This is a genomic window from Parapedobacter pyrenivorans, from assembly GCF_014636865.1.
GTDB classification, from domain to species: Bacteria; Bacteroidota; Bacteroidia; order Sphingobacteriales; family Sphingobacteriaceae; genus Parapedobacter; species Parapedobacter pyrenivorans.
Genome location: NZ_BMER01000004.1, coordinates 37,982 through 63,938, shown reverse-complemented (window position 1 = coordinate 63,938; position 25,957 = coordinate 37,982). Strand labels below are relative to the sequence as shown.

Genomic DNA, 25,957 nt, shown 5'->3' with positions numbered 1-25,957 from the left:
GATACCATTCTATTAGTTCAGTTTTATACTCAGGGACAGGTTGGGCGTAAAACCCAGGTAGTTTACATCCGTTTCCACGATTTCGTCTTCCACGATATCGAAGTTCTTGTACCAGATATTGGTGCGGTTGTACAGGTTGAACAGCGAGAGGCCGAATGTACCGTTGAATCTGCCCGGACGCCCGAAGTTGAGGGTCACCGCGGCGTCCAGCCGGTGGTAAGCGGGCAGCCGCAGGGCATTCTTTTCCGATACGTTCAGGTAGGTTTGCCGGGTGCCGTCTAGCAGCGTGATCTGGTAGCCCCCTGTCGGGGCGGTGTAGGGTTTGCCCGTCATATAGAACCACGACAGGGAAAGGTCAAACCGTCCCAGACGGTAGTTGTGCACCATTTTGAATTCATTGCGGATGTCGTTTGCTGCGGCAAATGCTTCTTCGCCGTACGCATCGAACCGGTTGGTCACTTCGGCCAACGTATAGCCTACCCAACCGTTGTACCGGCCCACCTTCTTTTGCAACAGGAAGTCAATCCCTTTGGCCAGCCCCGTACCTTCATAGAAAAAATCGGCATAATCCGCTCCGCCGCCCTGGGGCTGGAACCGGAGGGTATATTCCGACAGGCCGTCCATCTTCTTCGCATACGCCTCTGCATCAATAAGAAAGTAGCCATTCTCCCAACTTATGCCCGCCGAATACTGGCGCGAAAAACTCACGGGGATACGCCCGTCATCGGCAAGCAGCCAGAAATCGCGGCTGCCCCGCAGCAGGTCTTCACGCACCACCCGTTTGGCAAACTGGTTGTATTGCCCGGCTGTACCCTTCACTTTTACGCGATCGGTCAGCCGGTATTCTGCGCGCAGACGAGGCTCCAGGTATACCCTACCCGTGGGTGAAAATGCCGTAACCCGGATACCGGGTACGATATGCAACCGGTGGTTGATGAGGCTCAACTCGTCTTCTGCATAAGCAGCCACTGTATGGCCTGCCGACGCCCGGTCCACCAGCGTAAGCGTGTCGTTCCGCGCATAGCGATAACCGATATCCTGGTAGCTGTATTGCATGCCGAAACCCAGCCGGTGGATGGCCGAAGCGGCCCATTCCCAGTCGGTTCGGGCCGCATAATCGTGCAGTCGGTTATCTTCGATGGTACCGCTACGGAACACTCGCTCGACACCCAGTGAGTCGGTGATGCTGCCTTGCACCGTATTATCGCGTTCGCTGAAATAATGGGAATAGCTTACCAGCGTGTTGCTGTAGAGCGCAGGTGTCCACTGCCTGCTCCATTTCAAGCTCGTACCCGTGTTTCCCCACGCCGCCACATCGGTGGTGTTGGACAGAAACGAGGAAATCCGACGCCCGAGCCAGCCACTCCCCGCCTGGATGCTGTTGTCCATGTGATCTTTTCCGTGGTACACGCTCCAGCTGAACACATCGCCCCCGTCTGTACGGTAGGTTAATTTCGTATTGAGGTCCTCAAACCACGACTGAACGTCGGCCTCCCCTCGCAGCCTATCGGCAATTCCGGCCAGGCGTCCGTTGTTACGGCTGGCACGCTGGTTGTCTATGGTGGCCTGATTTTTCAGCCTGTCGTAGAACGAGGTGCCGAAGCTTCGCCTGTAGCCGGCAAATACCGAGATGTGTTCACCTATGGGTGTCTCTACGAACCCGTTAACGCTCAGGAAACCTATGTCTACCCCCGCGTTGAATGCGGCCTTGCTGCCTTCCTTGCCGGTGATGTCCATCAGCGCCGACAGGCGGCCACCGTATTGGGCGTCAAAGCCCCCTTTGAAAAGCTGCACATCCTTGATGGCATGGGCATTGAAGGCACTGAAAAATCCGAACAGGTGATCCACATTGTATACCGTAAACCCGTCGAAAAGCACTAGGTTCTGGTCGGGCGTGCCACCCCTTACGTAGAGCCCGGCGGACTGTTCATTGCCCGCACTCACACCCGGCATCAGCTGGAATGCGCGGAAGATGTCTTTCTCACCGAGCGAAGGCAGCGTCGCAATCAGCCTGGGATTCAGGCGGATCATGCCCACATGCTCGTTCGCTTTGAAGTGCTGGGCCGACTCGCCGGTTACAACAACCTCGCCCAGCGCATCGGCTTCGGCCGTAAGTTGGATAATAAGGTCCGTGGCACCGAGCTCGACCGCGATTTCGTGGGTGCGGTATCCGATGCACGTAAAACGTAGCAGGACTCCCGTTGTAAGGCCGGATAACACGAAATGTCCATCTATGTTGGTGCTGGTACTGATCAGCGTGCCCACCACCGTAACGGTCACCGCGGGCAATGCTTCGCCAGTGGCAGCATCGCTTACCCTCCCAGACACGGCAGATCGCGCTTGTTGGGCAATGGTGGCCAGCGCGCATGCCGATAGCAGAAAACAGAAAAGGATTTTTCTCATATACGCTATTGTAAATTAAACCGTTCAAAAAAATCCCACAACAAATCATTTGTGTCTATAACCGTGGATGGCGGAGCCGCCTGGGGCCGTACCCGCTCCCCTCCCGGCCACGAGTGACCGCCGTCTTGGGTGACGTAATACACGATAAGCGGCGAGCCCTTTTCATCCACCCACTGCACTTGCATGTAGCGGTCGTTATCCGTAACGACCTGTGCATCCGGCAGGCACCCGTTGCGCTTTGCCCACACGTTAAGCACCGAATCCACCGGCGGAAAATGGTATCCCAGCGGGTTGGTGCCGCCATTGTAAGGAACGATCTCGTCCAGCACGGAGTGCAGGTGGAGGATGGGCATCGAGCGGGACTGTTCGGCTGGCGGGTCAACCACCATCGTGCAGCTCACGGGCGCTATCGCGGCGATCTTTTCAGGAATCTCCGCAGCCAGCCGGTAGGCGAGCATTCCGCCGTTTGACATGCCGGTCACATAGACACGTTTGGCATCGATGCGGTACGTTAAGATCAATCTGTCGATAAGTTCGCGGATAAAGCGCACATCGTCGATATTCTCCCGTGCGGCGAAGTCACAGCACGCCCCTGCGTTCCAGGTCCGTATACCGAGACGGCCATCGCTCTTGACGCCGTTGGGGTACACCGCGACGAAGCCTTCCTGGTCAGCTTTATCCGACAGGTGGTAGTGGCGGTCAAATTGCACGGCGCTGCCCCCCGTTCCGTGCAGCCCGATGACCAGCGGCAGCGGACCCGTACGTTCTTCATACTTTGGCGGCAGGTGCACGTTGAAGGTGCGGGCACGGCCATCGACCGTCAGTGTATCCCAGTCGACAAGACGTTCCCAATCCAGCCAGTCTTCCCATGGAAAACTTGGAGCCGGATCGGGAGTCTCGTCGGCACATCCACCAAACGAAAAAAGTGTCAGCACAGTCAAAAATGCCAAACGGATGTGTGTCGTTGATCTCATGGTTTCCTACGGCTTTTCAGTTCGTCTTTCATCGCTTTTTGCATGGCTTTATAGCGCTTGTACTGGTCCTTATCGACCACCTGCTTCATTTGCTGGTCGCGCGTTTCGCTGAGCGACCGGTACTGCTTGAACTTTGCGAGCTTCGACTCATTGGAAGCCTTGAGTCCGGCTAGCCCCTCGAAGTAAGTACGATTAATTGACTGGACTTTCTCCTGTTGTTCGGCTGAGAGGTTCAATTCGGTGCGGTATCGTTCCATCTTGGCCAACAATTCTTCTTTCTGCTCATCGGTGAGCTTCGATTGCGCGAATGCGCCGGTGGTGACACCGCTAACGGCCAGCATCAACACCAATTTTAACACGTTCTTTTTCATGCCACATAACTATTTATTGGTACAAAGCTCAGTGGAATCGAACTAGGTATCATGCAAAATGATCACGAAACGGACAAATCGCCGGATGAATGTCCAACATCGGTGATGCCAGGTACCTCATGCCCTAGGGCAGTTCACTCATGAGCGATTTTGTCCGCTTGGTCGGGTTGCTTAGGGTATTCGTCTCCACAAATCGGTATCTTTGTTTGATGAAGCGCTACTACCCATTTACCGGACTGATCATCTCGCTGTTCGTAGCCCTCCTCAGCTACGTACTTCGCACAGCACGGGAGGAGATGACTTCGTCTGCCTATTCTGCCATCGGCTCTTTTACCAACACGTTTCTGAGTTGGCTGGTGGTGCAGTGGGTCATCCAGCGGGAGCAACCCCGGCACTATGCATGGAAAGGCCTCCTTGCCGTGACCGGTTGCATGTGCATTTCGCTCCTGTTGTTTTACGCAACACGCGATGTGGCCGAAATCCGTGAACGGGCGGAAGCTGCACAGCGTGGTATGCGGGCGGTGCATTTCTTGCTTCTCCTGCGCGGGATGGTCATCGGCGGGTTCCTATTTTTTATTGCCTATCTCTTACGCATGACAGCCCTGAACCAACGATCGCGATTGGAAAACGAACGGCTGAAAAAAGAAAACCTCCAGGCCCGGTTGAATCTGATGCAGGAACAGTTGAGTCCGCATTTCCTGTTCAATTCATTGGGTACGTTGCGTACGATGGTTACCGACCCTGCCCCGCGGGCGTTCATTCAACGGCTGGCCGATGTTTACCGCTACCTGCTGAACAGCCGCCAGGCAGATATGGTGGAATTGCGGCAAGAGCTCGATTTTGTCCGGGCATATCTTCATATTTTGCAGGAACGGTTTGAAGGAGCCCTGCTGGTTACCCTGGATATAGCGGACCATTGCCTGTCGATGAAACTTCCCCCGATGACGCTTCAATTGCTGGTCGAAAATGCCATTAAGCACAACGTGGTGGACACCGTATCGCCCCTTTGGCTAAGCATTTCAACTATCGGTGCCGACACGGTTACGGTACGCAATTCCCTGCGCTTGAAACGATCGGCAGATACTAAATCGGGAACCGGCCTGCATAATATCAGCGAACGCTACCGGCTGCTGACAGGCAGGACCATCGAGGTATTGCAAACACCCGAAGAGTTTGTTGTTTCCATTTTTTTAGTTAAGTCGTGAACCATGGATATTCTGATCATCGAGGACGAGACCAAGACCGCAAAAGAACTGAAGACCATGTTAGAGCGGTTAGATGACGACCTTCGGGTAATGGCAATCCTACCCTCAGTGTGCGCCGGTATTGATTGGTTGCGCACGCAGCCTCCGCCACAACTCATCTTCTCAGACATCCAGCTATCAGATGGGTTGAGTTTCGATATCTTCCGAGCTGTTCAAGCCCCGTGTCCGGTGATTTTCTGTACGGCATTCGACCAATATGCCATCCATGCCTTCGAGGCCAACGGCATCGATTACCTCCTGAAACCCATCGATAATAGCAAGCTTGCGGCAAGCTTGGACAAATACAATCGCCTAAAGCGGCTGCTTGCGCCGGGCGAACGCAGTGCCATAGTGTCCCCGCTTGAAAGACTATTGGATCAACTGCAACCCAATAATCATAAGTCCGGCCTCCTCATATACCGTAACGAAAAAATCATACCGCTTCCGGTCAGGGACATAGCGTTTATCCATTCTGCGGGTGGCACCGTGAATGCACATACATTCACCCGCCAGATCCATCTCCTTCAGGAAGTACTGGATGAATTGGAATCCATGCTGGATCCTAAAGGCTTTTTCCGGGCTAACCGACAATTCTTAATTAATCGCGATGCCATTGTGATGGCCGAGCATTATTTCGGCCGGAGATTGGTATTGAAGCTATCCGTGGAGCTACCCGAGCGCGTCATCGTGAGCAAGGCTAAGGCATCGGAACTACTGGCCTGGCTTTAACTTTAATAAGTAGGAAAACATGAACCCATCCTATTTTCTTTGGAATGAATAGTTATTTGACATCATGTGCTATAAAATCAAAACCTTGAGGTTTTGCTGGTAAGAAATTCCAGGTTTTCCGTGATCTTTTTAATATCCCAGTCCCACCATTTCAACACCAAATGTTCGGCAATCTTTTCTGTGGAAAACTTTTCCCTGTTGGCGCCGTTTATGATGAATTTGACGCCAGATGCAATCATGCAGATTTTACCGATGATCAAAATTTATCACCAAGGAACTTTGAATATTAATCGCTCTCCGCCCTATCTGACAGGACTTTCGCAAGTTCGCACAAATGCCAGTAGCTGGGGCATTTGTCTATGTCCTTAGGCCAAGCCTTTACCACGGCGAGGTTTACTTCCAGGAATTTCTCGGCATCTACTATCGTAGTGGCCGCGTTTTGTTTCGTGCCGGGCGGTACGGGGTGGGCGGCAAAAAATTCTTCGAGTTCTTGGATCGTCATGGGACAAAGATAATAAATCACCTAGAAAGGCTCACTAAATGTATTTATTAACCACACACGCCTTCTTCACGCGGTGGGCGGGCTTTCTGCAATCGCCCGCAGGTGAAGCATAGCTCTGAGGCTCCGGGCGATAGTCCATCTTCCGGGAGCGGTTTGCCGGAGGCATCCACCCTACCGCCGCAGAAGGCACATCGTTGCCTGTCGTCCTGTATTTCCATATCCGTATCTGTTTATGTAATCATTGAATATTTCGCCGGCAAAGCTGCTGCGGTGGGTAAAGGCCATAGGCTGCTGTTCCAATCGTTAAGCAAAAAAACCATGCAGAAACCACTGCTTTCGGCTATCGTCGCCGTAGTGACCCGAGCGGTAGAGCCAGTACCGGCGGCCTTTATCATCTTCCACGTAATAATAATCCCGGTGTTCGCCTGAGTCCATCCACCATTCCCGTTCGATCCGTTCGGGCCCATCAGCCTTTTTGATCGGGTGCGCCTCGCCGCGATGCCGGAACAGCATGGGCGGGTAATCCGGAATGGGTGCGGAGACCTCGATGGGTTCGGGCGAAGCCAGCAGCCGCGTGGGCCGTGGCTGATCGATTTTCCAGTATGTGGAAGGTTTCTCCGCGATGGATGCAGCCTCTTTAAACGACCGCTCGGGCCAATGGTGCTCGTCTGGCAGGTAGCGGTAAACGGCCCGGATACCCTTGCGCCCCTTCAACCGGTCGATCAGTTCGGACAGTGCGGCGTCTTCCAGTCCGGGTACCCCGCCCCACAATGCCTCCTGCACCGCGTCGGCATCTTCTACCTTGGAGGCTTCCAGCACGAACAGTTCGATGCCCAGAGCAGGTTCGATATGTGGTACTTGGAGCTCGAACAGCTTCATCAGGTGCGGTACGCTGGCCGTGGCCCGGCTGGTGGTGATACCCACCTGCACGGATTTACCATCCACGCGATGGCCTTTCAATGTTGCGATACGGAGCCCCCTACCCTCGCCTGCCAGTCGCTTACACAGTGAACCCAATAGTTTTCCGATGGCGATTTCGATGCCTGCTGCCGTGCGAATGGGCTCCAGGCAGGGCAGTCGCTCTTCGTACGGCGGTACTGGCCGCAACGGTACGAGAGGTTCTTCCTCCCGGCCGAGCGCCCAGCGCAGCCGGACCGGAAGCCCCTCTCCAAAGCGCCTACGGAGTGCAGAGGAAGGCATCCCCATGAAACTACCCACGGTGCGCAAGCCCAATTTATGCAGCCGGCTTATTACCTCCGGCTCCAGCCGTAGGGCTGCGGGCGGCAGCGATCGCAGGGCGTCGGCTTCCCGGCCGTTTTCGACGAAGGGGGTTTGCTTACCGAAACGGGCCACCGCCCAGGCTGCACCAATTGCCCCGGCGATGGCCATGCGCACATGGAATCCCCGTTTCTGTAATTTGTTTACGATATCTTTCAGGTAGGGTCTCTCCCCGCCCCACAGGTGGGTACATCCACTGATATCAAGGATCAATCCGCCCAGTGGATCGACGGCCACCACGGGCGTATAGCGGATGCACCACAGACCGAGTACCTTGAGCAGCCTGTCGGCCAGCCCGGGCCGGTCGTCGGCAACTTCCAGGTCGGGGACGCACGCCTTGGCGTCGGCCAGCACCATGCCCCGCGCGATGCCCTGCGCTTCGGCCGCGGCATTCGCTTCGGTAATCACCATGCGCCCGTGTACGGGTGTTGCCAGCACAAACGGCACGTTGCGCAGTCCGGGCTGCCGGACCGTGTGCCGGTCCGTAAGCAGGTAGGGAAACCAGATCGATGCAAACCGTTTTTCCATAGCCTATTAACCGATTTTCCGCATGGGTATCGTCTTTCGATCTGTCTGCCGAGCCGGTAGTATGGGCACGAACCGTCCCTCCGACCATTCTAGCTGCCATTGACCGGGGTTGCCGTTGCGGACTTTCAGCAGCTCCACCTCCCACCGGGGGAAACCGACCCCGGGTAGTTCGTCTGCCATGACGCTCGGCAGCGATCGGATGTGCCAGCGGGCTGCGCAAGCCGTAGACCCGACCGTGCGAGGATTGCAGCGCAGGATCAATCCCGTCACCCGGCTTTTCTCCACCGCCAGTTGCAGCCGGCGTGACTGAACGAAATCCATCTCCTGTAATTCGGCCACTACAGCAATTAGGCCGCTGCACTTGAGTGCCTCTTCGGTAGCCCATAGCACATCCCGCTCTCGCGCCACGTCTACAAAGATGACGCGATCTGGCACTACGCCGAACGCCCGGATGGAAGGCGGGAACAGTAACCTGGACGTGCTGATCCAGAGGCAAACGCCCTCACCCGACATCAGGCGCGAAAGCAGTCCGCCCATGAAGCCACTGGTGGTCGCACTTTCTTCGCGCGACCGGCTGATGAACTCGTGGACGCCGAACGACGGGAATACCGCACCCGGAAATGCCGCTTCCACAGGCCCCAAGCCGATTTGCTTGGCGTGGCTTTCTGATAGGGTAACCCCCTGCCATCGCAACAGGTCCTGCTTCAACCGATTTACTATGTCGCTCTTGTTTGCCATCGCTTTATCCGCGTACCGAATTGAAACACCAAAACTAATACTAATATTTTTAGTTAACAAGTACCGTTGAAAAGTTTTTACCTTGCATGCGTTTAGCCCATGAAGGCAAAACCAGCTAAATCAGCACACCGACCGCAAAAACTCGTGCTATTGAATCGAATACATTTATATTTGAGCCATGGCTATTTTTCCCACCCGTTATTCGCTGCTTTCGGCTCCTGCAGTAAATGAATACTTGCAGGAACGCTACCTCCTTGACGATACGACCTGCCGACTGTTGATCCATAACGTAAGCGACACGTATTTGCTCGAAGGTGGCACCACCCGGTATATTTTTAAAATTTACCGGGATGCACACCGGAAAGAGGAAGAGATAAACGGTGAGGTGGAGTTACTGAATACCCTGCATGCCGGCGGGGCCTCCGTGAGCTATCCCTTGCCGGATAAGGACGGTGGATATCTGCAGGCATTCCAAGCGGCGGAAGGTATCCGTTATGGCGTATTATTCACCTACGCCGAGGGACAGGTTTATCCCGCCATGAACGACGAGCAATTGCTACAGGTGGGCAACGCCATGGCACACATCCATAACCTAACGGCTGGCCTGCGCTTAAAACATCACCGCAAGCCGCTGGACTTTGAAGCGCTGGTAGATGCCCCCCTCCGTATCATAGCACCAGCATTTAGCGGCTTAGCTACGGAGTATCGGTATTTACACGAGACTGCCACCCGCGTGAAACGGGGATTACAGGCCTTGGAACTGTCGGCCTTTAGCCACGGTTATTGCCACTACGATTTCCTGCCCAAGAACTTCCATTTCGATACCAACGGAAAGGTTACTTTTTTTGATTTTGATTTTGCTGGTGAGGGATACCTGGTGAATGACCTTGCTTCTTTCTATGTCCACTTTTTTCTGGATGTAATGCATAAAAAGCTAACACAGCAGGAGGCAGACCGCCAATTTGCCGTTTTTGTAAAAGGCTACCGCGAACGGCGGCCGCTAAGCGAGGCCGAGCGGGCTTCGATACCGTATTGGGGTTTCTTATTCTGGTTGTTTTACTTCCGCTTCTACTGTGAGAATTTTGAAGATTGGTCAAACTTTTTCTTTACCCCGCGCTTTATCAAGGACCGTGTGGGCTGGATGAAAACGTGGGAAGAATGGTATTTGGGTTAGTATTCAGCAAATAGTTATCTTTACGTGGTTATAAATGATTCGTCATGAAATTGTTGGTATTACTTTCCTTCGCCGTATTGGTGCCCTGCGGGCAGGCAGAAAACTTTGACTTTATGATCGGTGAATGGGAGCGCACCAACGAGGGTGCAGGAAAGCGGACATTTGAAACCTGGGTGAAACAAAACGACTTTACCTACCTCGGCCACAGTTACACACTCCAAGGGGCGGACACGGTGTGGCAAGAGCACACGATGCTATCTCCGATTGCGGGCGTCTGGCATTTAAAAGTACGGTTGATGGGGGAAACACAATCAACCGATTTCAAGATAACCCAGTCGGATGGCGGATCGTTCACCTGCGAGAATCCGCAGAATGAATTTCCCAAGACCATCCGTTACCAACGGGCAGGCGCTGAACTCCATGCGGAAATTTCCGGCGGCGGTGATCCGGTCGCCTTTCTGTTTGCGCCCGTGGATAAGTAGGTGGTGGTATTAAAGATGCGCCGCTTAAGTTGAACACAACTATGGATAGACAGATTTATAACAGGACCGTAAAAGTAGACGGAGTAACTATTTTTTATAGGGAGGCGGGCAACAGTAAAAACCCAACACTTTTGCTTTTCCATGGATTCCCGACATCTTCCATCATGTTTAAAAACCTAATGGTTGCACTTTCCGACAAGTTCCACCTTATTGCACCCGATTATCCGAGCTTTGGATTCAGTGATGTCCCGACGATAAGCGATTTCGAATATTCGTTTGAAAATATTGCTTTGTATATGGACAAGTTTATCGAAGCTGTAAAGTTAAAATCATTTACGATATACCTTCACGATTACGGAAGTTACATTGGTGCGCGCATCTGTCTGAAAAACCCCGATAAAGTAGCGGCAATAATTGTACAAAACGGCAACAATTACCTTGAAGGTCATGGACCACAATGGGATGAATCCAAAGACTATTGGAAAAATCCCACGGAGGAAAAAAAGAAAAAGGTATACGCATTTTTGAGCAAGGAAGGAACAAAGGAACAGTATTTTGCAGGCGTACCCGAAAGACTTCACCAAAACATAAGCCCCGAAAGTTGGATCATGGATTGGGAAAGACTAAGCAGGGCCGGAAACCTTGACATTCAGTTTAAGTTGAATTGTACCTACCCGACAAATTTTGAACTTTTCCCAGCAATTCAACAATATTTTCGTAAACACCAACCACCGGCACTCATAATTTGGGGCAAACATGATGTATATTTTGATGTAGCGGAAGCATATTGCTATAAGCGAGATTTACCCGATGCTCAAATCCACGTGTTGGAGGGCGGGCATATGGCTCTAGAAACTAACTTTGAAGAAGTATCGCATATGATTAGCGAATTTATGAAAGGCAATAATCCAGTTTAAGCACTTTAATGCAGTACCGTTGTTTTGCAACTCATTGCCGAGGAGCCGGTTTCCCGGACCTTATCGATCTATTGGCAGTGCCCCCTGCTACTTACCGGTGTTTATTCCATAACGAAGAATGACTGCACCGTTTTTGAGTGGACGTACTTCGATAGTCTTCAATTTGGTGCGGTCTATTCCTTGGAACAACGGTAATCCTCCGCCTAGTAATACCGGGGCTATGGTAATCCGGAGTTCATCCACGAGCCCCATCCGCAACAATGCCGATGCGAACTCCCCGGCACCCCAAGCAACCATGTGTTTGCCCGACTGCTGCTTCAACGAAGCCACTTCTGCCTGGGGATCGCGTGCGATGCGCGAATTCGCCCAGTCGACCGATTGCACGGTATTCGAGAACAAAATGTGCGGGGTGCGGTCGGCCCATTGGGCATATTTTCTTTCGTTTGGGTCGGCATCCGGATTGGTCAGTACCGACCGCCAATAGCCGGCATACTCCTCATACGTGTTGCTTCCTAATAGCACGGTATCTACATCTGCGAGATCGTTGAACATATGCGTCCAGATTTCCTCGCCTGAGGAGATCCAATCCCCCTCGCCTTTTGGTGCGGCGATGTAACCATCCAATGACATCCCCACTGATACAATTAGCTTTCTCATGATCTTTATTTTTTAGGTAAAGGTACAGCCTGATTGCCGCGACCGTGAGGTGCGCAAACGACATTATAGCAGGGTAATTACGACAAGGGAGTATTTTTGCAAGGTCTACAAATTGTAAGCCGATTGCGGTATATCGTAAAGCTTTTACAGATAGAAATGGAAATCCACTTACCTTGATCGCGTCTTTTACAAGAAAACTATGAAGAAAGTGGACAAAAAGAATCTCGTTATCGTATTGTTGAGCCTGATCATCGTGGGGTGCGCAGGCTATTACTTATTCGGACATGAGGTTGGGCAGTTCGTTCATCGATGGCAAAACCCGCATATGTATGATTCGGAAGAAACGGTAGACCAATCGGCCTCCGAAGCAGCATACTATGGCCATCCGGATGTTGCAGATGCGGCATATAGCTGTGAGAGCTTGTATTTTTATGGCGACGTAGGCTATATGACCAAAGGCTCATTACGCGATCAGCGTGCCGCTGCTGCATACAATCGCCTTCCTGACACCCTACTTCTCATTCGCTATGGCGAGGAAATTGAGCAAGCGGAGCAAAAAGGTGTGAACTTCTATGAAACGCGGGCCCGTTTCAGTCTAATTGAGACCTATACGGACAATCCGGCATTGACTGCCTACCTGCGTCTAGCCGAAGAGGGAAAAGTGGAATACCTGAAATTGCTGCCCAACAAACGAGGTAGCCTTGAGGTGGAAGATGAGTGTGATTTCAGAAATAAGTATGCTGATTATTTCGACCCCGGAGTGAGTTGGATGCGCGATACGCCGCTGGCTGTCAAAGAAATACTTTCGGACTATTTTAGGAGCAACGAAGGCGGTAGCTTTACCTTTGTTAACGACCGACGGAACACCACGCAGGTATATCGTCTGGCCGGCTTTACCGGACTGAATCGGTACACCAACCAACCCAAGCAGGAATTGGCGGTGGTGCTGACCGAAAAGAACAGTACGGGCAATGTTACAGAACGCATGATCGTCATCGGCTTCGACGATGCGGATAAGGGCAGGATTTTGTTTAATGAAGTGTTCTACTCCAAAATCCTCTTCACCGTATACGAAAATCCGTATGCCCTGCCCAAAGAGGCCGCCTCATTGGCTAGCTACGCCACGCCTGCGCAGCAACTCATCGAGATTAAAACCAATTCGAATCGCCATCCCATCTATCTCTACTACGACAAGGAATTTGATACGATGATCCGAAAGACTTTTAGCCCCGAGGATGAGGAAAGCCACTAAAAAACACCGTTATGTTGCTGCCAGCCTCCTGCTCGTCACCTGGCTGATGACCGGATTTGCGGTGGATGATGAATTTTCAGGTGAGTTCCGGTTTTTTGTCAAGCACCGTCCCACGCTTCAGTACTATTTCGAATCGCCGTTGGGTATGGAGGATATGCCCGCGGATTATCCCGCAGACAAGGTTGCAGCCTATTACACCTATCGGAATTTTGTGCTGGATAGCCATTGGTCGTCCGATATGGAATGGGTGGCGGTCTTCCTCGTTGTGCTGACCATCGCTTGGATCGGGTTTGCTGCATCGGTAAAGAAAATAAATTAAATTTACGCGCAGTTTTCACCCACAAATACCATGAAGAACCATAGTGATGAATAAAGTAGTGATCATAGAAGACGAGCCGGCCGCTGTAAATGAACTGAAGGTATTGATCGGGCAGGAGGAAGACTTCGAGCTAATGGGGAATACAGGTACATTGGATGATGCGCTGCACCTGATAGACCATATACAGCCTGATCTGATTTTCATGGACATCAGCCTGTATGACTGCAATGCATTCGATATCCTGAATGGGCTCCAAACCATGCCGAAGCATATCATTTTCGTGACCGCTTATAACCAGTATGCCATCCGGGCAATCAAATACGGCGCATTGGATTACCTGTTAAAGCCGGTTGATGAGCAGGAATTCAAGGAAGCCATCGAACGTTTCCGGAACCTGAATGAGCGGGCTTCCAGAGAACAGCTTTCGTTGGCTGAATCAACCCTGCAAAAAAAGCAGGCACCGCAGCACATCGCATTGCCCTCGCTTGGTGAAGTGCGCATCATACCGCTGACCGATATCAGGTATTGCCGGGGAGACGGACCTTACACGCATTTTTTCCTTGCAAACGGCAAGAAAGAAACCGTTTCCAGGCCCTTGAAATTTTATGAAAACATGCTGCCTGAAGACCAATTTCTCCGTACTCACCAATCCTATATTGTCAATACCGCTTATATAGAATCCTTGATCAGCCATACGACAGTAGTGTTGGATAATGGTGAAGAAATACCGATTTCATCCCGCAGGAAACGGGATATCCTGAACAGATTGATCGGTAAGTGATGAAGAATCTCCTAACATATGGTACGGTATTTTTCGTGCTCATCGCCGGCTTTTCCTGCGGCCGGAAAACTGCCGTCAGCACCGCTGGAAGCCCCATTGAGGAAAAAATCGGGCTGCTGCAGCAGATCCCCATATCGCCAAACAATAAGGACTCGCTATTGCGAACGTGGAAAAAACTTCTCGGCGAGCAGCCAGTGAAAGAGAGCAAGCTGTACACGGCCAAAGTAAATTACCAGCTGGCCCGCTTGTATGGCATGGCCGGGCTGAACGATTCTTCTGCCCTGCATCTGGAAAAAGCATTTCAACACATCGAAGCCGAAAAAGGGCATTGGGACGAGAAAGCGAGGATCTACCAGGGTATCGGGAACCTAGGCATTGCCGAAGGTCACTTGCACCGCGCCAACTATTATTACAACAAAGCCGCTGCCATCGTGTTGGCGGATAGCTCGGTGGCGCTGGAGCCATCGGCAAAAGCAGCCATCCTGTTGGCTGCTGCGCAGAGCAACCAACAGTTCCAACGACTGGATCTGGCCCAGGAAATGAACCGGAAAGCCTTATCGCTCTCCGAGCTATTGCCCGAAAAACACATCAACCGCCATCGGCCGATCACACAGCTTATCCAAAATCTCTATCATACACGGGGTAATATGGATAGCATGGCCTACTATATTGAACGGTTGGAGGCGCTTCAGATCCAATACCCGGATGTTTATGACCCTTATTTTTTGTACGAAAGCAAAGCATTGCTTCACAGCCTCAGGAACGAACCGGATGCTGCATTGAACTACCAGTTGCTAAAGATAGCACCGCTGGAAAATGCACTGAACAACGGCGAATCAAGCGGTGTGATGCTCAGTAATCTGTTTATTTCGTACGTCAATATTGCCGGTATCTATACCGCCCAGCAAAACAGGACCAAAGCCACGGAATACTTTGCTAAAGCCAACCACCTGCTTTCAGAAAATAAAACGGTACTTGATTACGACCACCTCATCGTGTACCATCAGAACGTAGCTGATTATTATACGGGATCGGATGATCTGAAAGCAGCCCTGCGCTCGACCAATGAGGTTGTCCGCCTGCAGAGCGAACTCTACGACCGGCAAAATACGCAGGCAATCGCCGAAATGAATAGCTTGTATGAAATCCAGGCGCAGGAACGTTCGATCCAGCAGCTGAACGAAAGTTTGCAGATCAAGGAACTGGAGCTGCAGCAAAACCGCTTGTGGATGATGGTGAGCCTATTGGCAGCAGTCCTATTGGCGATGATTTTGTTTTTCATCTACTACGGATTCCGGCAAAGGCGTGTACAGCAGGAAAAAGATCAGGTCATCCTGCAACAACAGCTTTTGCGGACGCAGATGGAGCCGCATTTTATTTTCAACACGCTTACCGCGCTGCAGCACTACATCCGGCAGGGCCACGCAAAAGAGGCCATCAGCTACCTGAGCCAGTTTAGCAAACTGTTGCGGAATTCACTGGAAATAAGCCAGGAACAACTGGTTTCATTGACGCAGGAAGTTGAAACGCTTCAATATTATTTAACCTTGCAGCAAATGCGTTTTGAAAATGCATTTACGTACACCCTGGACTTGCCGGAGGGCATGGAGACCGACGAAATCCGGATTCCGCCGATGCTCATACAGCCTTTTGTCGAAAATGCCATCCTTCATGGTGTGGATATGAAGTCGGGAAAGGGTTTTGTACATATTGCATTTTCGGAAGAAAGAGACATGCTCTACGTGGAAATGATTGATAGTGGCCGTGCAGGAAAGCAGCCGCATACAACCGGAGGCCATCGCTCGCTCTCCGGCATCATCAGCCGCGAACGGCTGGCGCTGTTGGGCAATGGAGCTCGCGTCGAAACCCGTAAAAACGAAGATGGTGGCACAAGGGTAACGCTGATGATTCCGGTTTCTTGATGTGGATACGCGAATCGTAAACCTTTTTCGGCAAATCTAAAACCGTTTTCAGTGTATTCTTGCTGCATCCCTATCTTGTACCGTAATAATATAGCGCTATGCGAATGATATGTTATATCCTGCTCCTGACAGCATCGGCAAGCTGCACATCTACCCGCAAGCTTTCTAAGAAGTTTTCGGAGCAGCCGGCTGTTATCAAGGCACAGCTGAGCGGTACGGCTTATTCCAATAGGCCTGAAGAACTCAAGACACGCTACACTATAGCGCATAATAGCCTATGGGACAAATTGGCCGCATACCGTCTGGAAAAAGATACCTTACCTCCGGTTTCCGGTGAGGCAATTATCCGCTTGTCTTTGGTAACTGACACCCGATTGAACGTGGAAGCCTACCAGCAGCAACAGCTTATTGCAGGGTTTGCCATTCCTGTCCGCAAACGCGGCAAATACCTGATTTTGGAAAAGAAAAGAACGATGATTCCCATTCCGGTTATCTATTTCGATGTGAAGGAAGCGATAACGATATTGGCACCACTGAAGAACAACCGAATCGGGATACACCGTTACAGCGACCATACGCTGTGGATCTTGTTTTTCGGGGCAAGTAATACCGGGCGCTCCATCGAAGAATACAGCCAGCTTAACGAAACAGAATGAACAAACGGACCTTTCTCTTCAATCGCAAAAAGCGCCTGAAGCTCCTGACTGCAGGCCTGCTATTGGTGGTGATGGGCGGTGCCATGCTGTACGTTTCGTCACAAGCCGGCAGGATAAAGACGGGATACGTACTGGTCTTTGCCGGTGTGATGGTGGGCGGCAGCAGCATGGCCCTGGCACAGCTATTCAGTTTGATCAACCGAAAACAGGCCGGACTGGAGCTGGATGCGGATGGCTTGCTTTTCAAAGGAACGACGCTTGGAAGAACTATTGGAAAAATAAAGTGGCGGGATATAGCGGCTATCCAGACCGGTAGGGCGCATGGCAGCAACCAGCTGTTTGTTAAACTGGCGGTGCCGGAGCGGTACGCCGCGAAGACAGCTAACCGACAGGTCCGGAAAATACGTTCAGCGTGTGGCCTTTCATTGAACGCTGACGAACTGGATATTGATTTCCATGAAATGGAGACGTTTATCATGCAGTATTATCACCACTATCATTCAAACGCAAACCGCTAGCCGTGAAAAATTGGAAGACAAGCTATACACCCCACATATTGGGTGTATTTTTACTTTGGAACATGCTGTCCTGCGGTCCGTCTACAAGCCGACATACTGCGGAAAACCGCCGGGACACAGCAACCGCTTCTGCCGATGTGGACGCGCCTTTGCAGGCAAAAATCCTCGCAAGCAAAAAGGTGCTGAAAAAACAGCTCCGCGAGGGAGCAAACCGCTTTAACGAAGTGAGCGAAGTTCCGAAAGCGGCCTTTGGAATGGAAGAACTGCATGCTACCGTAGTTGAAGTAAAAGACCTACTGTGGAACGATGGAGGATACCTAGAATGGGAAAATGACAAATTCGCGCGCAAAATACATGACATCTTTGGAATAGTCATCCCCACAGACAGCAGCGAGCTATACCGTTATGTCAACTTGTTCGAGCCGTGCGATACGACATCAATTTATCACAGGAACAACGGGATCGACTATAACGGATTTTTCATCGTAAAACCGGAGAACCTGATCACCGACTTCTATTACCTGCCCGAACTGATCGACTATCAATTGCTGTATTCAGACCTCTCCGAAAAGGAAAAGGGATTCTCAAAAACCAGCTACCATCAGGAATACCATACAACCGTGGAAATCGAAAAATGGATGGAATTGGCAGCACGGAACGACGAATACAGCCTTGAATCGCAACGTAAATTCAATCGTCGGCTTATCTTGAACCGTCATCGCTTCCTTTTTGAAAACGACGACAGTTGCCTGAACTGGCTGCTGGAACATGACCCGTTTTTTTTGGAAAGGCTGGTAAAGAAATTCGGTTGGACAGCCAACGAAAAATTACTGCATTGGGCAGTTACCCAAACCCGCTTCAACCCATCAAATCCCGATGATTTCGGCAGTTTGTTCTGGAAAAAAAATTGCGATGGTTCTTTAAAAATACATGCCAATACTTTTAAGTTGTTGCAAACATTGTATGCGCCAAGTGCGGCTTCGGAAGTTCATTTTTTGTTGGAAGACCTACAGGGTTATATGGAATACATGGTGTATACCCCCCACCCTGCCATTATGGATAAGCAACGGGTAGAGATACTGGCCCACGTAGTTTATTTTGCCGAGCAATACAAATACAAAAGACTGGACAATGGCCAACGATGGTCGCATCACAGAATGATGGGTCGCCTTCGCTTTATGTTGGATGAAAAGGAGCGAAAGATTCTCGAAGACAATCATTACTTCGGGTTGCCTAATTTCAGGGAATGGTGGGATGCTGCCGACTACGATGAATATTACATAGACGGCGAACACAATGGTCCTTGGGGCAGGGATAATGAACCCCTAACCGAACCCGAATGGCGAGAAAAAGTAACGGGAAAGCAGTTATAAACCCCGACAAGGTTTGCTTGCCGGGGCCATGTTTTAGCGTCAATCCGCTAGTGTCATTTCGTCGACGATGTGGCCGGCTCCGGCGAATTTATCGATAATGAACAGTACGTAGCGGATATCAACCGAAATGGTGCGCTGGAGCTCCTTGTCGAAGATGACGTCGCCAGCCATGGCTTCGATGTTGCCGTCGAATGCAATGCCGATCAGTTCGCCTTTGCCATTTAATACGGGTGAACCGGAGTTGCCGCCGGTAATGTCGTTGTCCGTCAGGAAATTGACAGGCAGGTTTCCTTCGCTATCGGCATAGCGTCCGTAGTCACGCGCCGCGTACAATTCCCGCAGCCTTTCGGGGAGATCGAACTCCTCGTCGCCGGGCTGGTACTTGGCGATGGTGCCTTTCAGTGTGGTGAAGTAGTTGGCGCTCGCATCATTGCGCGGGTCGGGCGGCAGCGGATTGATCTTGCCGTAGGTGAGGCGGAGCGTACTATTAGCATCGGGATAGTATTTCTTTTTGGGATTCCGCTTGCGCGTTCCTTCCACGTACAGCCTGAAAGCCCGCTGGAAACGTCCCTGTAGTTCTTGCTGTTCGGGCGAGTTTTGCCGGTAACGAGTAAGTAGTGCCGTCGAAAGGTGGTACAGCGGATCGCTCTGTAGGGCGAGTGTATCGGGGCTCGCTAGAAATGCGTCTACCCGGTCTCGGCTTGCAAAGAGGCTGCTTTCGAAGGCCGAATCGATGTATCCGGAAAGATCACGATTGTGGTGCTGGTACAGCGAATCGATGTACGGCGGGATGCCGCCCTCGGTCGCCTTTTCTGCATACAAGTTCAGCAGGGCCGCGAGCACATCGCGCTCCAATGGCAGGTATAGGTTGTCGTAGGTACCATCGAGGTTGCCGGTGATCTGCTGGGCGACCTCCTGCCGCTTGGCCTCATTCTGAGCAGCGTAATAGGCCAGCGCATTGCCCAGCGAGTATGGCAGTGCCGCGAAGGTGCTGGAGCGCAGCAATCCGATGAGGTAATTGTCGTGCCGTGCCTTTAAATCGGTTTCCTTGTAGTAATCGTTGATATCGCCCATGACCGAGCCGTAGCGCTCCCGGTTGCGCCGCTTCTGAGCCCATTTGTCGAACCGGGCTTCTTCGGCTGCTTTGATACTAGCCGTTTGATGCTGGGTAAGCGCATCGATCATCCCCTGACGGTTCTTCCAATAGTTGGCTACCTGAGAATATTTAGACGCATAATCGAGCCTAACCTTTGGATCACTGTTCATGTATTTCTTCATTTGATCCATCCCGACTTTGGACGCCTCCACCCACGCCGGATACGCATAGTTTACGTTCTGATCGACGCCACCTGAAGGCATCCAGCGGTTGGTGCGGCCGGGATAGCCGAGGATCATGGCGAAATCGTGATCGGTATAACCGTTGAGGCTAACCGTGAGGTGATGCTTCGGCTGTAGCGGCACGTTGTCTGCCGAATACGGCGCGGGATTGCCATCCTTATCGGCGTACACGCGGAACAGGGAGAAATCGCCGGTATGGCGTGGCCACTCCCAGTTGTCGGTATCACCCCCGAACTTACCGATGCTGTTGGGCGGTGTGCCCACCAGTCGCACATCGGTATAGTCTTGGTAGACAAAGTAATAGTATTCGTTGCCTTCATAGAACGATCGTACAGATACGGTGTATTTGCCGCCTTCGTTGTTTTCCTGATCAATCTTGGCGATTTCGCGGTTGATAGCCTTTTCACGCTCAGCCTCCGACATCGTGTCGCCTACGACACCGAGTATCCGCTGGGTAACATCGTCCATGCGCACGAAGAAGCGCACGGAAAGCTCGTCGGGCTTCAGCTCCTGCTGCTTCGTGGCGGCCCAGAACCCGTTGGTGAGGTAGTCGTTTTCGGGCGTCGACAGCTCGGCAATAGCACCGTAACCGCAGTGGTGGTTAGTGAGCACGAGACCCTGGCCGGAGACAATTTCGGCGGTACAGCCGCCGCCGAACTGCACGATAGCGTCCTTGATACTGGAATGGTTGATGCTGTAGATTTCCTCGGCGGTGAGCTGGAGGCCCATTTTCTGCATATCGCGCTCGTTGAGGCGCTTCAGATGCATCAGAAACCACATGCCTTCGTCGGCAAGGGCGCTGAGCTTTATGGAAACAATAAGTACTAAAACGATGATTTTCTTCATAATGAAATTAACTAACTTGATGTAATCCTTCTGTGCTCCCGGTCGGGTCCGGGAGTTCATGTGCGCCGGCAAAGCTACGGATACTACGGCAAAAACGAAACTGAAAAAATCACCGGCTTTAGGGTGCAGAAAGACAACAAACCACATTGGTATATGTTGGTTGCATGCTACTTCAATCAATATCGAGGTATAGTACCTGGCAATTTTCGCAAAAGAAACTTCTCCTGTTTGTTTTACCTGTATGAGATTTGATAAAAGGGATATTACACCGCGGACATGTCTTTTTGGTGTGCGCCAGCCAATGCTTCCGCAACGTAAATTCCTTCTTCCATCGGAGAAAATCAAATGCATATTAGCGCACCTCCCGCACCAGCTCCTTTAACTTAGGTTCAGGCAATGCCCCTAACGTAGATAACGGATGGACTTTGATTCGAAATAGCACCTCATTCTTTATAATATTTCCGCTTCCAGCGAATATATCCTGATCTAACAACGCATCACAAGACAACACCTGGGGGATTCTTTTTAACTTTTCCAACGCATTGGCGGCATTCCACTCTACTGCCATGATATCGCCGGACCAGTCATAAATCAGATCAACAGGTTTATTGATAAGCTTTACGGAGCATGTATAAAAATTCAGTTCGTCACTTGCAAATTGTATGCGCAACCTGACTGGTGTTTCTTTCCGTTCATTAATACGATAACTCCCGAACATAAGAAAGTGGATCCGAAGGGTAAATTCTTTAAAGCAAATCAAAAAATGCTTACCCCAGGAACGGAAGCTGAGTACCGTTTGCCCCGGTAATAAATGCTGATCGATTTTGCTATTTCCTTCTACGGACTGAATCTTCTGCCCGGCTAACTTTAAGTGCTCAACAGCTTCTCTCAATATGACGATGGACGGTCCTTCAGGCATGCAAACTAAGGTTGAGTAAAATTCGATATCTTGCTTATGAAATGCTTTGGCCTGCAATAACCCATAGGAGACTCATTAAACGCGCTATACAATGTGAACTCTTTTTATAATCTATTTGTTTTAACTAGTTGTAATGTCCATCTTTACGCCATACTGAATAGCTAAAAATGAAGAATAAACCAACTACCTTGATGAGACCGGGTGCTTTGTTGCTACTTTTTACCATCGCTTTTTCCATTAGTATGCGTGCGCAGCAAAACGCTCCGGATTCCGGATGGATCTATCTTTTTGATGGTACCAGTACCGAAGGCTGGCGAGGGTACAATGCAGAGGTGCTGCCTCCGGGGTGGACCATCAAAGACAGCACACTGACGTTTGATACCGAGCTCGGTCTAGAACAGGATTATAAGGGGGGAAAAGACATCCTCTATGGTGCCGAAGAATTCGATAACTTTGAGCTATACCTGGAATGGAAACTTCCGGAAGGAGGAAACAGCGGCATTTTTTACCATGTAAAGGAAGGATATCGGGCGCCATCGGGCGTAGCGCCTGAATACCAACTCATTGATGATGAAAACTATGCCCGTATACATGATCTTACCGCATACAACACCAGTTTGGGTTATACGGAAAAACCGGAAGAGCTGAAACCCTTGCAGCAAACCGGTGCCGATTATGCCATGCATCCCCCTGATCCCGACAAGACGTTACATCCGGCAGGAGAATGGAACAGCTCCAAAATTGTTTTTACTCCGGCACGCGTGGAGCACTGGCTGAATGGTAAATTGGTTTTATCATTCGTTCCCTGGGATGAAGCGTGGTATGAAAAGAAGAACTCGGACAAGTGGAAGAGCAGTCCGGATTATGGTAAATTCAAAACCGGATACATAGCACTGCAGGACCATTCGAGCCCAATCTGGTTCCGTAACATTAAGATTAAAAAATTATAACCGAGCAAAAACAAGGCGTGAGCTAGTATTACGACCTGTTTACTTCCCGAGCTCGGTGTGATTCGGTAAATTTAAAAACTTAATGGTGATACCGAGCTGTCCTAAATGATAAAGGTCGTGATGGATAAGCCCCTCAATCAAATATTTAAAGCTGTATTCATCACGGTAGTTCTTTTCCAAGAAAGTATCGTCTTTATCAGACAACAGCTCAATGAGTGTATAAATACTTTGATAAAATTCCTTTTGGAGATTTGGCCAACCGATCTCCTTTAATTGGTCGTTTGTACGCCAGTTTTCGGGACTATCAACCGTTAAGTTTGCATCCATGCCTTCCAACTTGCGGATCGATTCAATTCGCCATACCAATACATGGGAAATAAGCTCCGCGATACTATGTAACGCTGGTAATGGCCTTTGAAAAACTTTATCCTCCCCAACACTTTCTATTTTCTTTTTAAAATTTTCATCGAGCCAGTTTTCCTTTTCCTGGACATCCAGTAGCTGAGAAATGATATTTTGAATGAGTTTGTTGTTCATAATCGTATCGCGTTTTTATTTTTTTCCTACACTTGCCGGAACCATCAACAGCTTCCTATTCATTCCGCAGGCTGTCTACCGGATTGGCCAATGCCGCTTTGATGGCTTGGAAGCTGACTGTCGCGATCGTGATCAAAAGGGCTAGAACAGCTGCCAATACAAAAACCACCCAACTGATGGCTATTCGGTAATCGTAGTTTGCAAGCCATAGGGTAAGGTAGTACCAAGCGATGGGTATAGCGATGATGCAGGAAATCGTCACCAACAGCATGAACTCTTTCGATAACAGCCGCCATAGGTTGGCCACACTGGCCCCAAGTACTTTACGGATGCCAATCTCCTTGGTGCGTTGCTCGGCTACAAAACTTGCCATACCGAATAGCCCCAGACAGGAAATAAAAACAGCGAGGACGGCAAAATAAGAAGACAGTTTGCCAATGCGTTCTTCGGCAACGAATTTATCCCCGAAAGCCTCATCTATAAACGTGTAGTCAAACGGCACATCGGAAACGTGCTTTTTCCAGGTTTTTTCGATTATGCCGATGGATTGGGCTGTGCTTTGGTTTGGGCTCAGTTTTAAAACCAGGTTTGCCATATCGTTCATGGGTGCTATGCGATAAACCGTTGGGCGTACAGGGAAGAAAGGCGACTCCTGCAAAATGTCCTTCACCACAGCGATAATGGTAAAAGGCTCGCCTTCCCATATCAACGTTTTGCCCACCGGCTCTTCGAAACCGATAAACTTAGCGGCCGATTCATTGATAATAAATGCGGCGGAGTCTGTAGCAAACTCCCTTGAAAAATCACGGCCCGCTTTAATTTCCCATTGTACGGTTTTACCGAAATCATAGGACACGGCATTGGAGGGGAAATCTACGCCCAAGGCAGGGTCCTTTCCTTCCCATTCAAACCCTCCGTTGGTATTCCACACGCTAGTCAATGGACTCACGCATGCCGCCATTTCCTCAATGGCACCAGCATTTTTCAGTTCGGTCCTTATTACCTCAAAATGATCTTTGATTTCATTCTGGAGGTTGAGGTTCACCAACCCTTGTTTGGTATATCCCACCGGCCGGTTTTTTGCATGCTGGATCTGCTGGTAGACGATGATGGTTCCAATAATCAGCATGACAGAAACCGTGAACTGCATAACCACCAAAACTTGACGTGGAACACTGGCAAAGCGACCAACACGGAAGGTTCCTTTCAGCACTTCCAATGGCTGGAAAGCGGACAGGTAAAGGGCCGGATAGCTCCCGGCCAGCAAGCCGGTAACGAAAATAAAGATCAAATTGAACGACCAGAACAAGGGATTTTGCCATGGAATACCCATTTTTTTGCCCGCTACTTCATTGAACAAGGGTAGTAGCCCGATGACCAATAGCAGCGAAAAGATAAAGGCCAGCAATACGATCAAATAGGATTCGGCAAAGAACCGGCCGATCAGTTGCCAGCGATGAGAACCTACCGTTTTGTGGATGCCCACTTCCTTAGCCCGCTTTTCACTCCTGGCGGTGGCTAGGTTCATGAAATTGATGCACGCCAGTAGCAACACGAATAGACCAATAATACCAAACAACCAGACGTAGCGGATATTCCCGCCCGTGTTTTGGCCATCCTTGAATTCGCTGTATAGATTCCACTTGGCCATGGGGTGCAGGAAAACCTGCCATTCATATCTTTTCTCCCCCTCACTAACGTTGTTTAGCTTGGTGTCTTTGATTTTAGCGGAAACGGTTTCCATATCCGCATGGTCGGCAATTTGCACAAAGGTTTGGGAAAAATTGCTGCCCCAGGGGTTTTGCATTTCTTTGGCCCAGGGATTCTGGATGAGCCACAGCTCCCAGGGCGCTATGAGCTTCAAGTTCCTGAATGATGTATTGTCTGGCAGGTCTTCATAAACGCCCGTTACCTTGACCTCATAATTCCTATCGAACGTGATGGTCTTATGCATGGGATCTGCATCGCCAAACAGGGCTTCCGCAGTGGAGGCCGATAAGAGGATGGAATACGGATCTTTCAATCCATCGCGTGTACCTTTGAGCATATTGAGCGTGAGCATTTCGGGGGCATCAGCTTCAAAAAATATCCCGTCTCTGACGAAATGCTTATCCCCGATGGACAGCATATGCCCCCCCGGCCAGGATGCTTGCACTACGTATTTAAAATCGCTGCCGTACTTTGCCCGCAACTCGGGGCCCATCAATCCGGGATTGGAAGTTTGGCTTTGGAACCGACCGTTAAAGTTGGCATGTTGCATCACCTGAGCGATGTGGTCGTAGTTTTCATGGTAGCTATCGAACGTAAGCTCATCGTATACCCAAAGGCCAATCAACATGGCCACGGCCATGCCCACGGCAAGACCCCCGATATTGATGGCGCTGTAGCCCTTGCTCTTAGCCAAGTTGCGCCAGGCGATTTTAAAGTAGTTCTTTAACATGCCGTTAGTGTTTAATGGCGGGGCGGTCTGGTTACTGCATATCATGTTGTGATTGGTATCTGGACACCCCTTAACGTGCAGGCAACAACAAATCTGCCATTGCAAAAAA

At 50.6% G+C, this 25,957-nt stretch carries 26 protein-coding genes; 13 read left to right on the top strand and 13 right to left on the bottom strand.

The window, feature by feature from the left end; all coding sequences use genetic code 11:
* Window positions 1-12: 12 nt before the first annotated feature.
* Genes IEV98_RS17305 through IEV98_RS17295 form a run of 3 tightly spaced genes read right to left on the bottom strand, consistent with a single transcriptional unit; the run spans window position 13 to window position 3,748 of the window.
* A complete protein-coding gene (locus tag IEV98_RS17305) occupies window positions 13-2,403 on the bottom strand; it encodes a TonB-dependent receptor (protein ID WP_188507290.1) in 2,391 nt (796 codons plus the stop codon).
* Between the two features lie 5 nt (window positions 2,404-2,408).
* Window positions 2,409-3,377: an extracellular catalytic domain type 1 short-chain-length polyhydroxyalkanoate depolymerase gene (locus tag IEV98_RS17300; RefSeq protein ID WP_188507289.1), complete on the bottom strand. Its 969-nt coding sequence runs from the start codon at window positions 3,375-3,377 to the stop codon at window positions 2,409-2,411.
* A complete protein-coding gene (locus tag IEV98_RS17295) occupies window positions 3,374-3,748 on the bottom strand; it encodes a hypothetical protein (protein WP_188507288.1) in 375 nt (124 codons plus the stop codon). Before IEV98_RS17295 ends, IEV98_RS17300 begins: the two co-directional genes overlap by 4 nt.
* A 209-nt stretch (window positions 3,749-3,957) precedes the next feature.
* Between IEV98_RS17295 and IEV98_RS17290 the strand changes: the two genes are divergently transcribed.
* Both IEV98_RS17290 and IEV98_RS17285 read left to right on the top strand, forming a co-directional pair.
* Complete coding sequence (locus IEV98_RS17290) at window positions 3,958-4,953, top strand: sensor histidine kinase (RefSeq protein ID WP_188507287.1); 996 nt, start codon at window positions 3,958-3,960, stop codon at window positions 4,951-4,953.
* Between the two features lie 3 nt (window positions 4,954-4,956).
* Window positions 4,957-5,721, top strand: coding sequence for a LytR/AlgR family response regulator transcription factor (locus tag IEV98_RS17285; protein ID WP_188507286.1), 765 nt, complete (start codon window positions 4,957-4,959; stop codon window positions 5,719-5,721).
* A 77-nt stretch (window positions 5,722-5,798) separates the two neighbouring features.
* Here IEV98_RS17285 and IEV98_RS24785 read toward each other — a convergent pair whose 3' ends face one another.
* From IEV98_RS24785 to IEV98_RS17265, 5 genes are all read right to left on the bottom strand, one after another.
* On the bottom strand, window positions 5,799-5,960 hold the full coding sequence (locus IEV98_RS24785; protein WP_229738814.1) for a hypothetical protein: 162 nt from the start codon (window positions 5,958-5,960) through the stop codon (window positions 5,799-5,801).
* 47 nt (window positions 5,961-6,007) lie between these two features.
* Window positions 6,008-6,223 (bottom strand): DUF6965 family protein, encoded by a 216-nt coding sequence (locus IEV98_RS17280; RefSeq protein ID WP_188507285.1) that lies wholly within the window; start codon window positions 6,221-6,223, stop codon window positions 6,008-6,010.
* Between the two features lie 47 nt (window positions 6,224-6,270).
* Complete coding sequence (locus IEV98_RS17275; RefSeq protein ID WP_188507284.1) at window positions 6,271-6,441, bottom strand: hypothetical protein; 171 nt, start codon at window positions 6,439-6,441, stop codon at window positions 6,271-6,273.
* Between the two features lie 85 nt (window positions 6,442-6,526).
* The gene (locus tag IEV98_RS17270) at window positions 6,527-8,029 is read right to left on the bottom strand and encodes a Y-family DNA polymerase (RefSeq protein ID WP_188507283.1); all 1,503 of its coding nucleotides are present in this window, start codon (window positions 8,027-8,029) and stop codon (window positions 6,527-6,529) included.
* Window positions 8,030-8,035: 6 nt separating this feature from the next.
* A complete protein-coding gene (locus IEV98_RS17265; protein WP_188507282.1) occupies window positions 8,036-8,767 on the bottom strand; it encodes an ImuA family protein in 732 nt (243 codons plus the stop codon).
* 178 nt (window positions 8,768-8,945) lie between these two features.
* Here IEV98_RS17265 and IEV98_RS17260 point away from each other — a divergent pair, with 178 nt between their 5' ends.
* The 3 genes from IEV98_RS17260 to IEV98_RS17250 are packed head-to-tail and all read left to right on the top strand — an operon-like array spanning window position 8,946 to window position 11,340.
* On the top strand, window positions 8,946-9,941 hold the full coding sequence (locus tag IEV98_RS17260; protein WP_188507281.1) for a phosphotransferase enzyme family protein: 996 nt from the start codon (window positions 8,946-8,948) through the stop codon (window positions 9,939-9,941).
* A 44-nt stretch (window positions 9,942-9,985) separates the two neighbouring features.
* Window positions 9,986-10,423 (top strand): DUF6265 family protein, encoded by a 438-nt coding sequence (locus IEV98_RS17255; RefSeq protein ID WP_188507280.1) that lies wholly within the window; start codon window positions 9,986-9,988, stop codon window positions 10,421-10,423.
* Window positions 10,424-10,452: 29 nt separating this feature from the next.
* The gene (locus tag IEV98_RS17250; RefSeq protein ID WP_188507279.1) at window positions 10,453-11,340 is read left to right on the top strand and encodes an alpha/beta fold hydrolase; all 888 of its coding nucleotides are present in this window, start codon (window positions 10,453-10,455) and stop codon (window positions 11,338-11,340) included.
* Between the two features lie 87 nt (window positions 11,341-11,427).
* Here IEV98_RS17250 and IEV98_RS17245 read toward each other — a convergent pair whose 3' ends face one another.
* Window positions 11,428-11,997, bottom strand: a complete 570-nt coding sequence (locus tag IEV98_RS17245) for a dihydrofolate reductase family protein (RefSeq protein ID WP_188507278.1) — start codon at window positions 11,995-11,997, stop codon at window positions 11,428-11,430.
* Window positions 11,998-12,196: 199 nt separating this feature from the next.
* On the opposite strand from IEV98_RS17245, the gene IEV98_RS17240 reads away from it, so the two are divergent.
* The 7 genes from IEV98_RS17240 to IEV98_RS17210 all read left to right on the top strand — a co-directional run bounded on the left by IEV98_RS17240 (window position 12,197) and on the right by IEV98_RS17210 (window position 18,818).
* Window positions 12,197-13,249, top strand: coding sequence for a hypothetical protein (locus IEV98_RS17240; protein WP_188507277.1), 1,053 nt, complete (start codon window positions 12,197-12,199; stop codon window positions 13,247-13,249).
* Window positions 13,233-13,568 (top strand): hypothetical protein, encoded by a 336-nt coding sequence (locus IEV98_RS17235; protein ID WP_188507276.1) that lies wholly within the window; start codon window positions 13,233-13,235, stop codon window positions 13,566-13,568. Before IEV98_RS17240 ends, IEV98_RS17235 begins: the two co-directional genes overlap by 17 nt.
* Window positions 13,569-13,614: 46 nt before the next feature.
* Window positions 13,615-14,349: a LytR/AlgR family response regulator transcription factor gene (locus tag IEV98_RS17230; RefSeq protein WP_188507275.1), complete on the top strand. Its 735-nt coding sequence runs from the start codon at window positions 13,615-13,617 to the stop codon at window positions 14,347-14,349.
* The gene (locus tag IEV98_RS17225; protein ID WP_188507274.1) at window positions 14,349-16,271 is read left to right on the top strand and encodes a histidine kinase; all 1,923 of its coding nucleotides are present in this window, start codon (window positions 14,349-14,351) and stop codon (window positions 16,269-16,271) included. The genes IEV98_RS17230 and IEV98_RS17225 overlap by 1 nt, the downstream gene beginning before the upstream one ends.
* Before the next feature lie 104 nt (window positions 16,272-16,375).
* Entirely contained in the window at window positions 16,376-16,927 is a 552-nt protein-coding gene (locus IEV98_RS17220; protein WP_229738813.1) for a hypothetical protein, read from the top strand.
* On the top strand, window positions 16,924-17,445 hold the full coding sequence (locus IEV98_RS17215; protein ID WP_188507272.1) for an STM3941 family protein: 522 nt from the start codon (window positions 16,924-16,926) through the stop codon (window positions 17,443-17,445). The genes IEV98_RS17220 and IEV98_RS17215 overlap by 4 nt, the downstream gene beginning before the upstream one ends.
* Before the next feature lie 2 nt (window positions 17,446-17,447).
* Window positions 17,448-18,818 carry a hypothetical protein gene (locus IEV98_RS17210; RefSeq protein ID WP_188507271.1) on the top strand — a complete coding sequence of 457 codons (1,371 nt, stop codon included), beginning with the start codon at window positions 17,448-17,450 and terminating at the stop codon, window positions 18,816-18,818.
* A 39-nt stretch (window positions 18,819-18,857) separates the two neighbouring features.
* On the opposite strand, the gene IEV98_RS17205 is transcribed toward IEV98_RS17210, so the two are convergent.
* The gene (locus IEV98_RS17205; RefSeq protein WP_188507270.1) at window positions 18,858-21,002 is read right to left on the bottom strand and encodes a S46 family peptidase; all 2,145 of its coding nucleotides are present in this window, start codon (window positions 21,000-21,002) and stop codon (window positions 18,858-18,860) included.
* 352 nt (window positions 21,003-21,354) lie between these two features.
* Complete coding sequence (locus IEV98_RS17200; RefSeq protein ID WP_229738812.1) at window positions 21,355-21,921, bottom strand: DNA-formamidopyrimidine glycosylase family protein; 567 nt, start codon at window positions 21,919-21,921, stop codon at window positions 21,355-21,357.
* Between the two features lie 167 nt (window positions 21,922-22,088).
* Here IEV98_RS17200 and IEV98_RS17195 point away from each other — a divergent pair, with 167 nt between their 5' ends.
* Window positions 22,089-22,871, top strand: coding sequence for a 3-keto-disaccharide hydrolase (locus tag IEV98_RS17195; protein WP_229738811.1), 783 nt, complete (start codon window positions 22,089-22,091; stop codon window positions 22,869-22,871).
* A gap of 39 nt (window positions 22,872-22,910) precedes the next feature.
* Here IEV98_RS17195 and IEV98_RS17190 read toward each other — a convergent pair whose 3' ends face one another.
* Window positions 22,911-23,408, bottom strand: a complete 498-nt coding sequence (locus tag IEV98_RS17190; protein WP_188507269.1) for a DinB family protein — start codon at window positions 23,406-23,408, stop codon at window positions 22,911-22,913.
* 55 nt (window positions 23,409-23,463) lie between these two features.
* Window positions 23,464-25,848 (bottom strand): ABC transporter permease, encoded by a 2,385-nt coding sequence (locus IEV98_RS17185; protein ID WP_188507268.1) that lies wholly within the window; start codon window positions 25,846-25,848, stop codon window positions 23,464-23,466.
* Window positions 25,849-25,957: the final 109 nt, after the last annotated feature.

What these genes read in the sequence shown, in the direction of transcription:
- IEV98_RS17305 (WP_188507290.1), bottom strand. Translation starts at nt 2,403, where the DNA reads ATGAGAAAAATCCTTTTCTGTTTTCTGCTATCGGCATGCGCGCTGGCC.
- IEV98_RS17300 (WP_188507289.1), bottom strand. Translation starts at nt 3,377, where the DNA reads ATGAGATCAACGACACACATCCGTTTGGCATTTTTGACTGTGCTGACA.
- IEV98_RS17295 (WP_188507288.1), bottom strand. Translation starts at nt 3,748, where the DNA reads ATGAAAAAGAACGTGTTAAAATTGGTGTTGATGCTGGCCGTTAGCGGT.
- IEV98_RS17290 (WP_188507287.1), top strand. Translation starts at nt 3,958, where the DNA reads ATGAAGCGCTACTACCCATTTACCGGACTGATCATCTCGCTGTTCGTA.
- IEV98_RS17285 (WP_188507286.1), top strand. Translation starts at nt 4,957, where the DNA reads ATGGATATTCTGATCATCGAGGACGAGACCAAGACCGCAAAAGAACTG.
- IEV98_RS24785 (WP_229738814.1), bottom strand. Translation starts at nt 5,960, where the DNA reads ATGATTGCATCTGGCGTCAAATTCATCATAAACGGCGCCAACAGGGAA.
- IEV98_RS17280 (WP_188507285.1), bottom strand. Translation starts at nt 6,223, where the DNA reads ATGACGATCCAAGAACTCGAAGAATTTTTTGCCGCCCACCCCGTACCG.
- IEV98_RS17275 (WP_188507284.1), bottom strand. Translation starts at nt 6,441, where the DNA reads ATGGAAATACAGGACGACAGGCAACGATGTGCCTTCTGCGGCGGTAGG.
- IEV98_RS17270 (WP_188507283.1), bottom strand. Translation starts at nt 8,029, where the DNA reads ATGGAAAAACGGTTTGCATCGATCTGGTTTCCCTACCTGCTTACGGAC.
- IEV98_RS17265 (WP_188507282.1), bottom strand. Translation starts at nt 8,767, where the DNA reads ATGGCAAACAAGAGCGACATAGTAAATCGGTTGAAGCAGGACCTGTTG.
- IEV98_RS17260 (WP_188507281.1), top strand. Translation starts at nt 8,946, where the DNA reads ATGGCTATTTTTCCCACCCGTTATTCGCTGCTTTCGGCTCCTGCAGTA.
- IEV98_RS17255 (WP_188507280.1), top strand. Translation starts at nt 9,986, where the DNA reads ATGAAATTGTTGGTATTACTTTCCTTCGCCGTATTGGTGCCCTGCGGG.
- IEV98_RS17245 (WP_188507278.1), bottom strand. Translation starts at nt 11,997, where the DNA reads ATGAGAAAGCTAATTGTATCAGTGGGGATGTCATTGGATGGTTACATC.
- IEV98_RS17240 (WP_188507277.1), top strand. Translation starts at nt 12,197, where the DNA reads ATGAAGAAAGTGGACAAAAAGAATCTCGTTATCGTATTGTTGAGCCTG.
- IEV98_RS17235 (WP_188507276.1), top strand. Translation starts at nt 13,233, where the DNA reads ATGAGGAAAGCCACTAAAAAACACCGTTATGTTGCTGCCAGCCTCCTG.
- IEV98_RS17230 (WP_188507275.1), top strand. Translation starts at nt 13,615, where the DNA reads ATGAATAAAGTAGTGATCATAGAAGACGAGCCGGCCGCTGTAAATGAA.
- IEV98_RS17225 (WP_188507274.1), top strand. Translation starts at nt 14,349, where the DNA reads ATGAAGAATCTCCTAACATATGGTACGGTATTTTTCGTGCTCATCGCC.
- IEV98_RS17220 (WP_229738813.1), top strand. Translation starts at nt 16,376, where the DNA reads ATGATATGTTATATCCTGCTCCTGACAGCATCGGCAAGCTGCACATCT.
- IEV98_RS17215 (WP_188507272.1), top strand. Translation starts at nt 16,924, where the DNA reads ATGAACAAACGGACCTTTCTCTTCAATCGCAAAAAGCGCCTGAAGCTC.
- IEV98_RS17205 (WP_188507270.1), bottom strand. Translation starts at nt 21,002, where the DNA reads ATGAAGAAAATCATCGTTTTAGTACTTATTGTTTCCATAAAGCTCAGC.
- IEV98_RS17200 (WP_229738812.1), bottom strand. Translation starts at nt 21,921, where the DNA reads ATGCCTGAAGGACCGTCCATCGTCATATTGAGAGAAGCTGTTGAGCAC.
- IEV98_RS17195 (WP_229738811.1), top strand. Translation starts at nt 22,089, where the DNA reads ATGAAGAATAAACCAACTACCTTGATGAGACCGGGTGCTTTGTTGCTA.
- IEV98_RS17190 (WP_188507269.1), bottom strand. Translation starts at nt 23,408, where the DNA reads ATGAACAACAAACTCATTCAAAATATCATTTCTCAGCTACTGGATGTC.
- IEV98_RS17185 (WP_188507268.1), bottom strand. Translation starts at nt 25,848, where the DNA reads ATGTTAAAGAACTACTTTAAAATCGCCTGGCGCAACTTGGCTAAGAGC.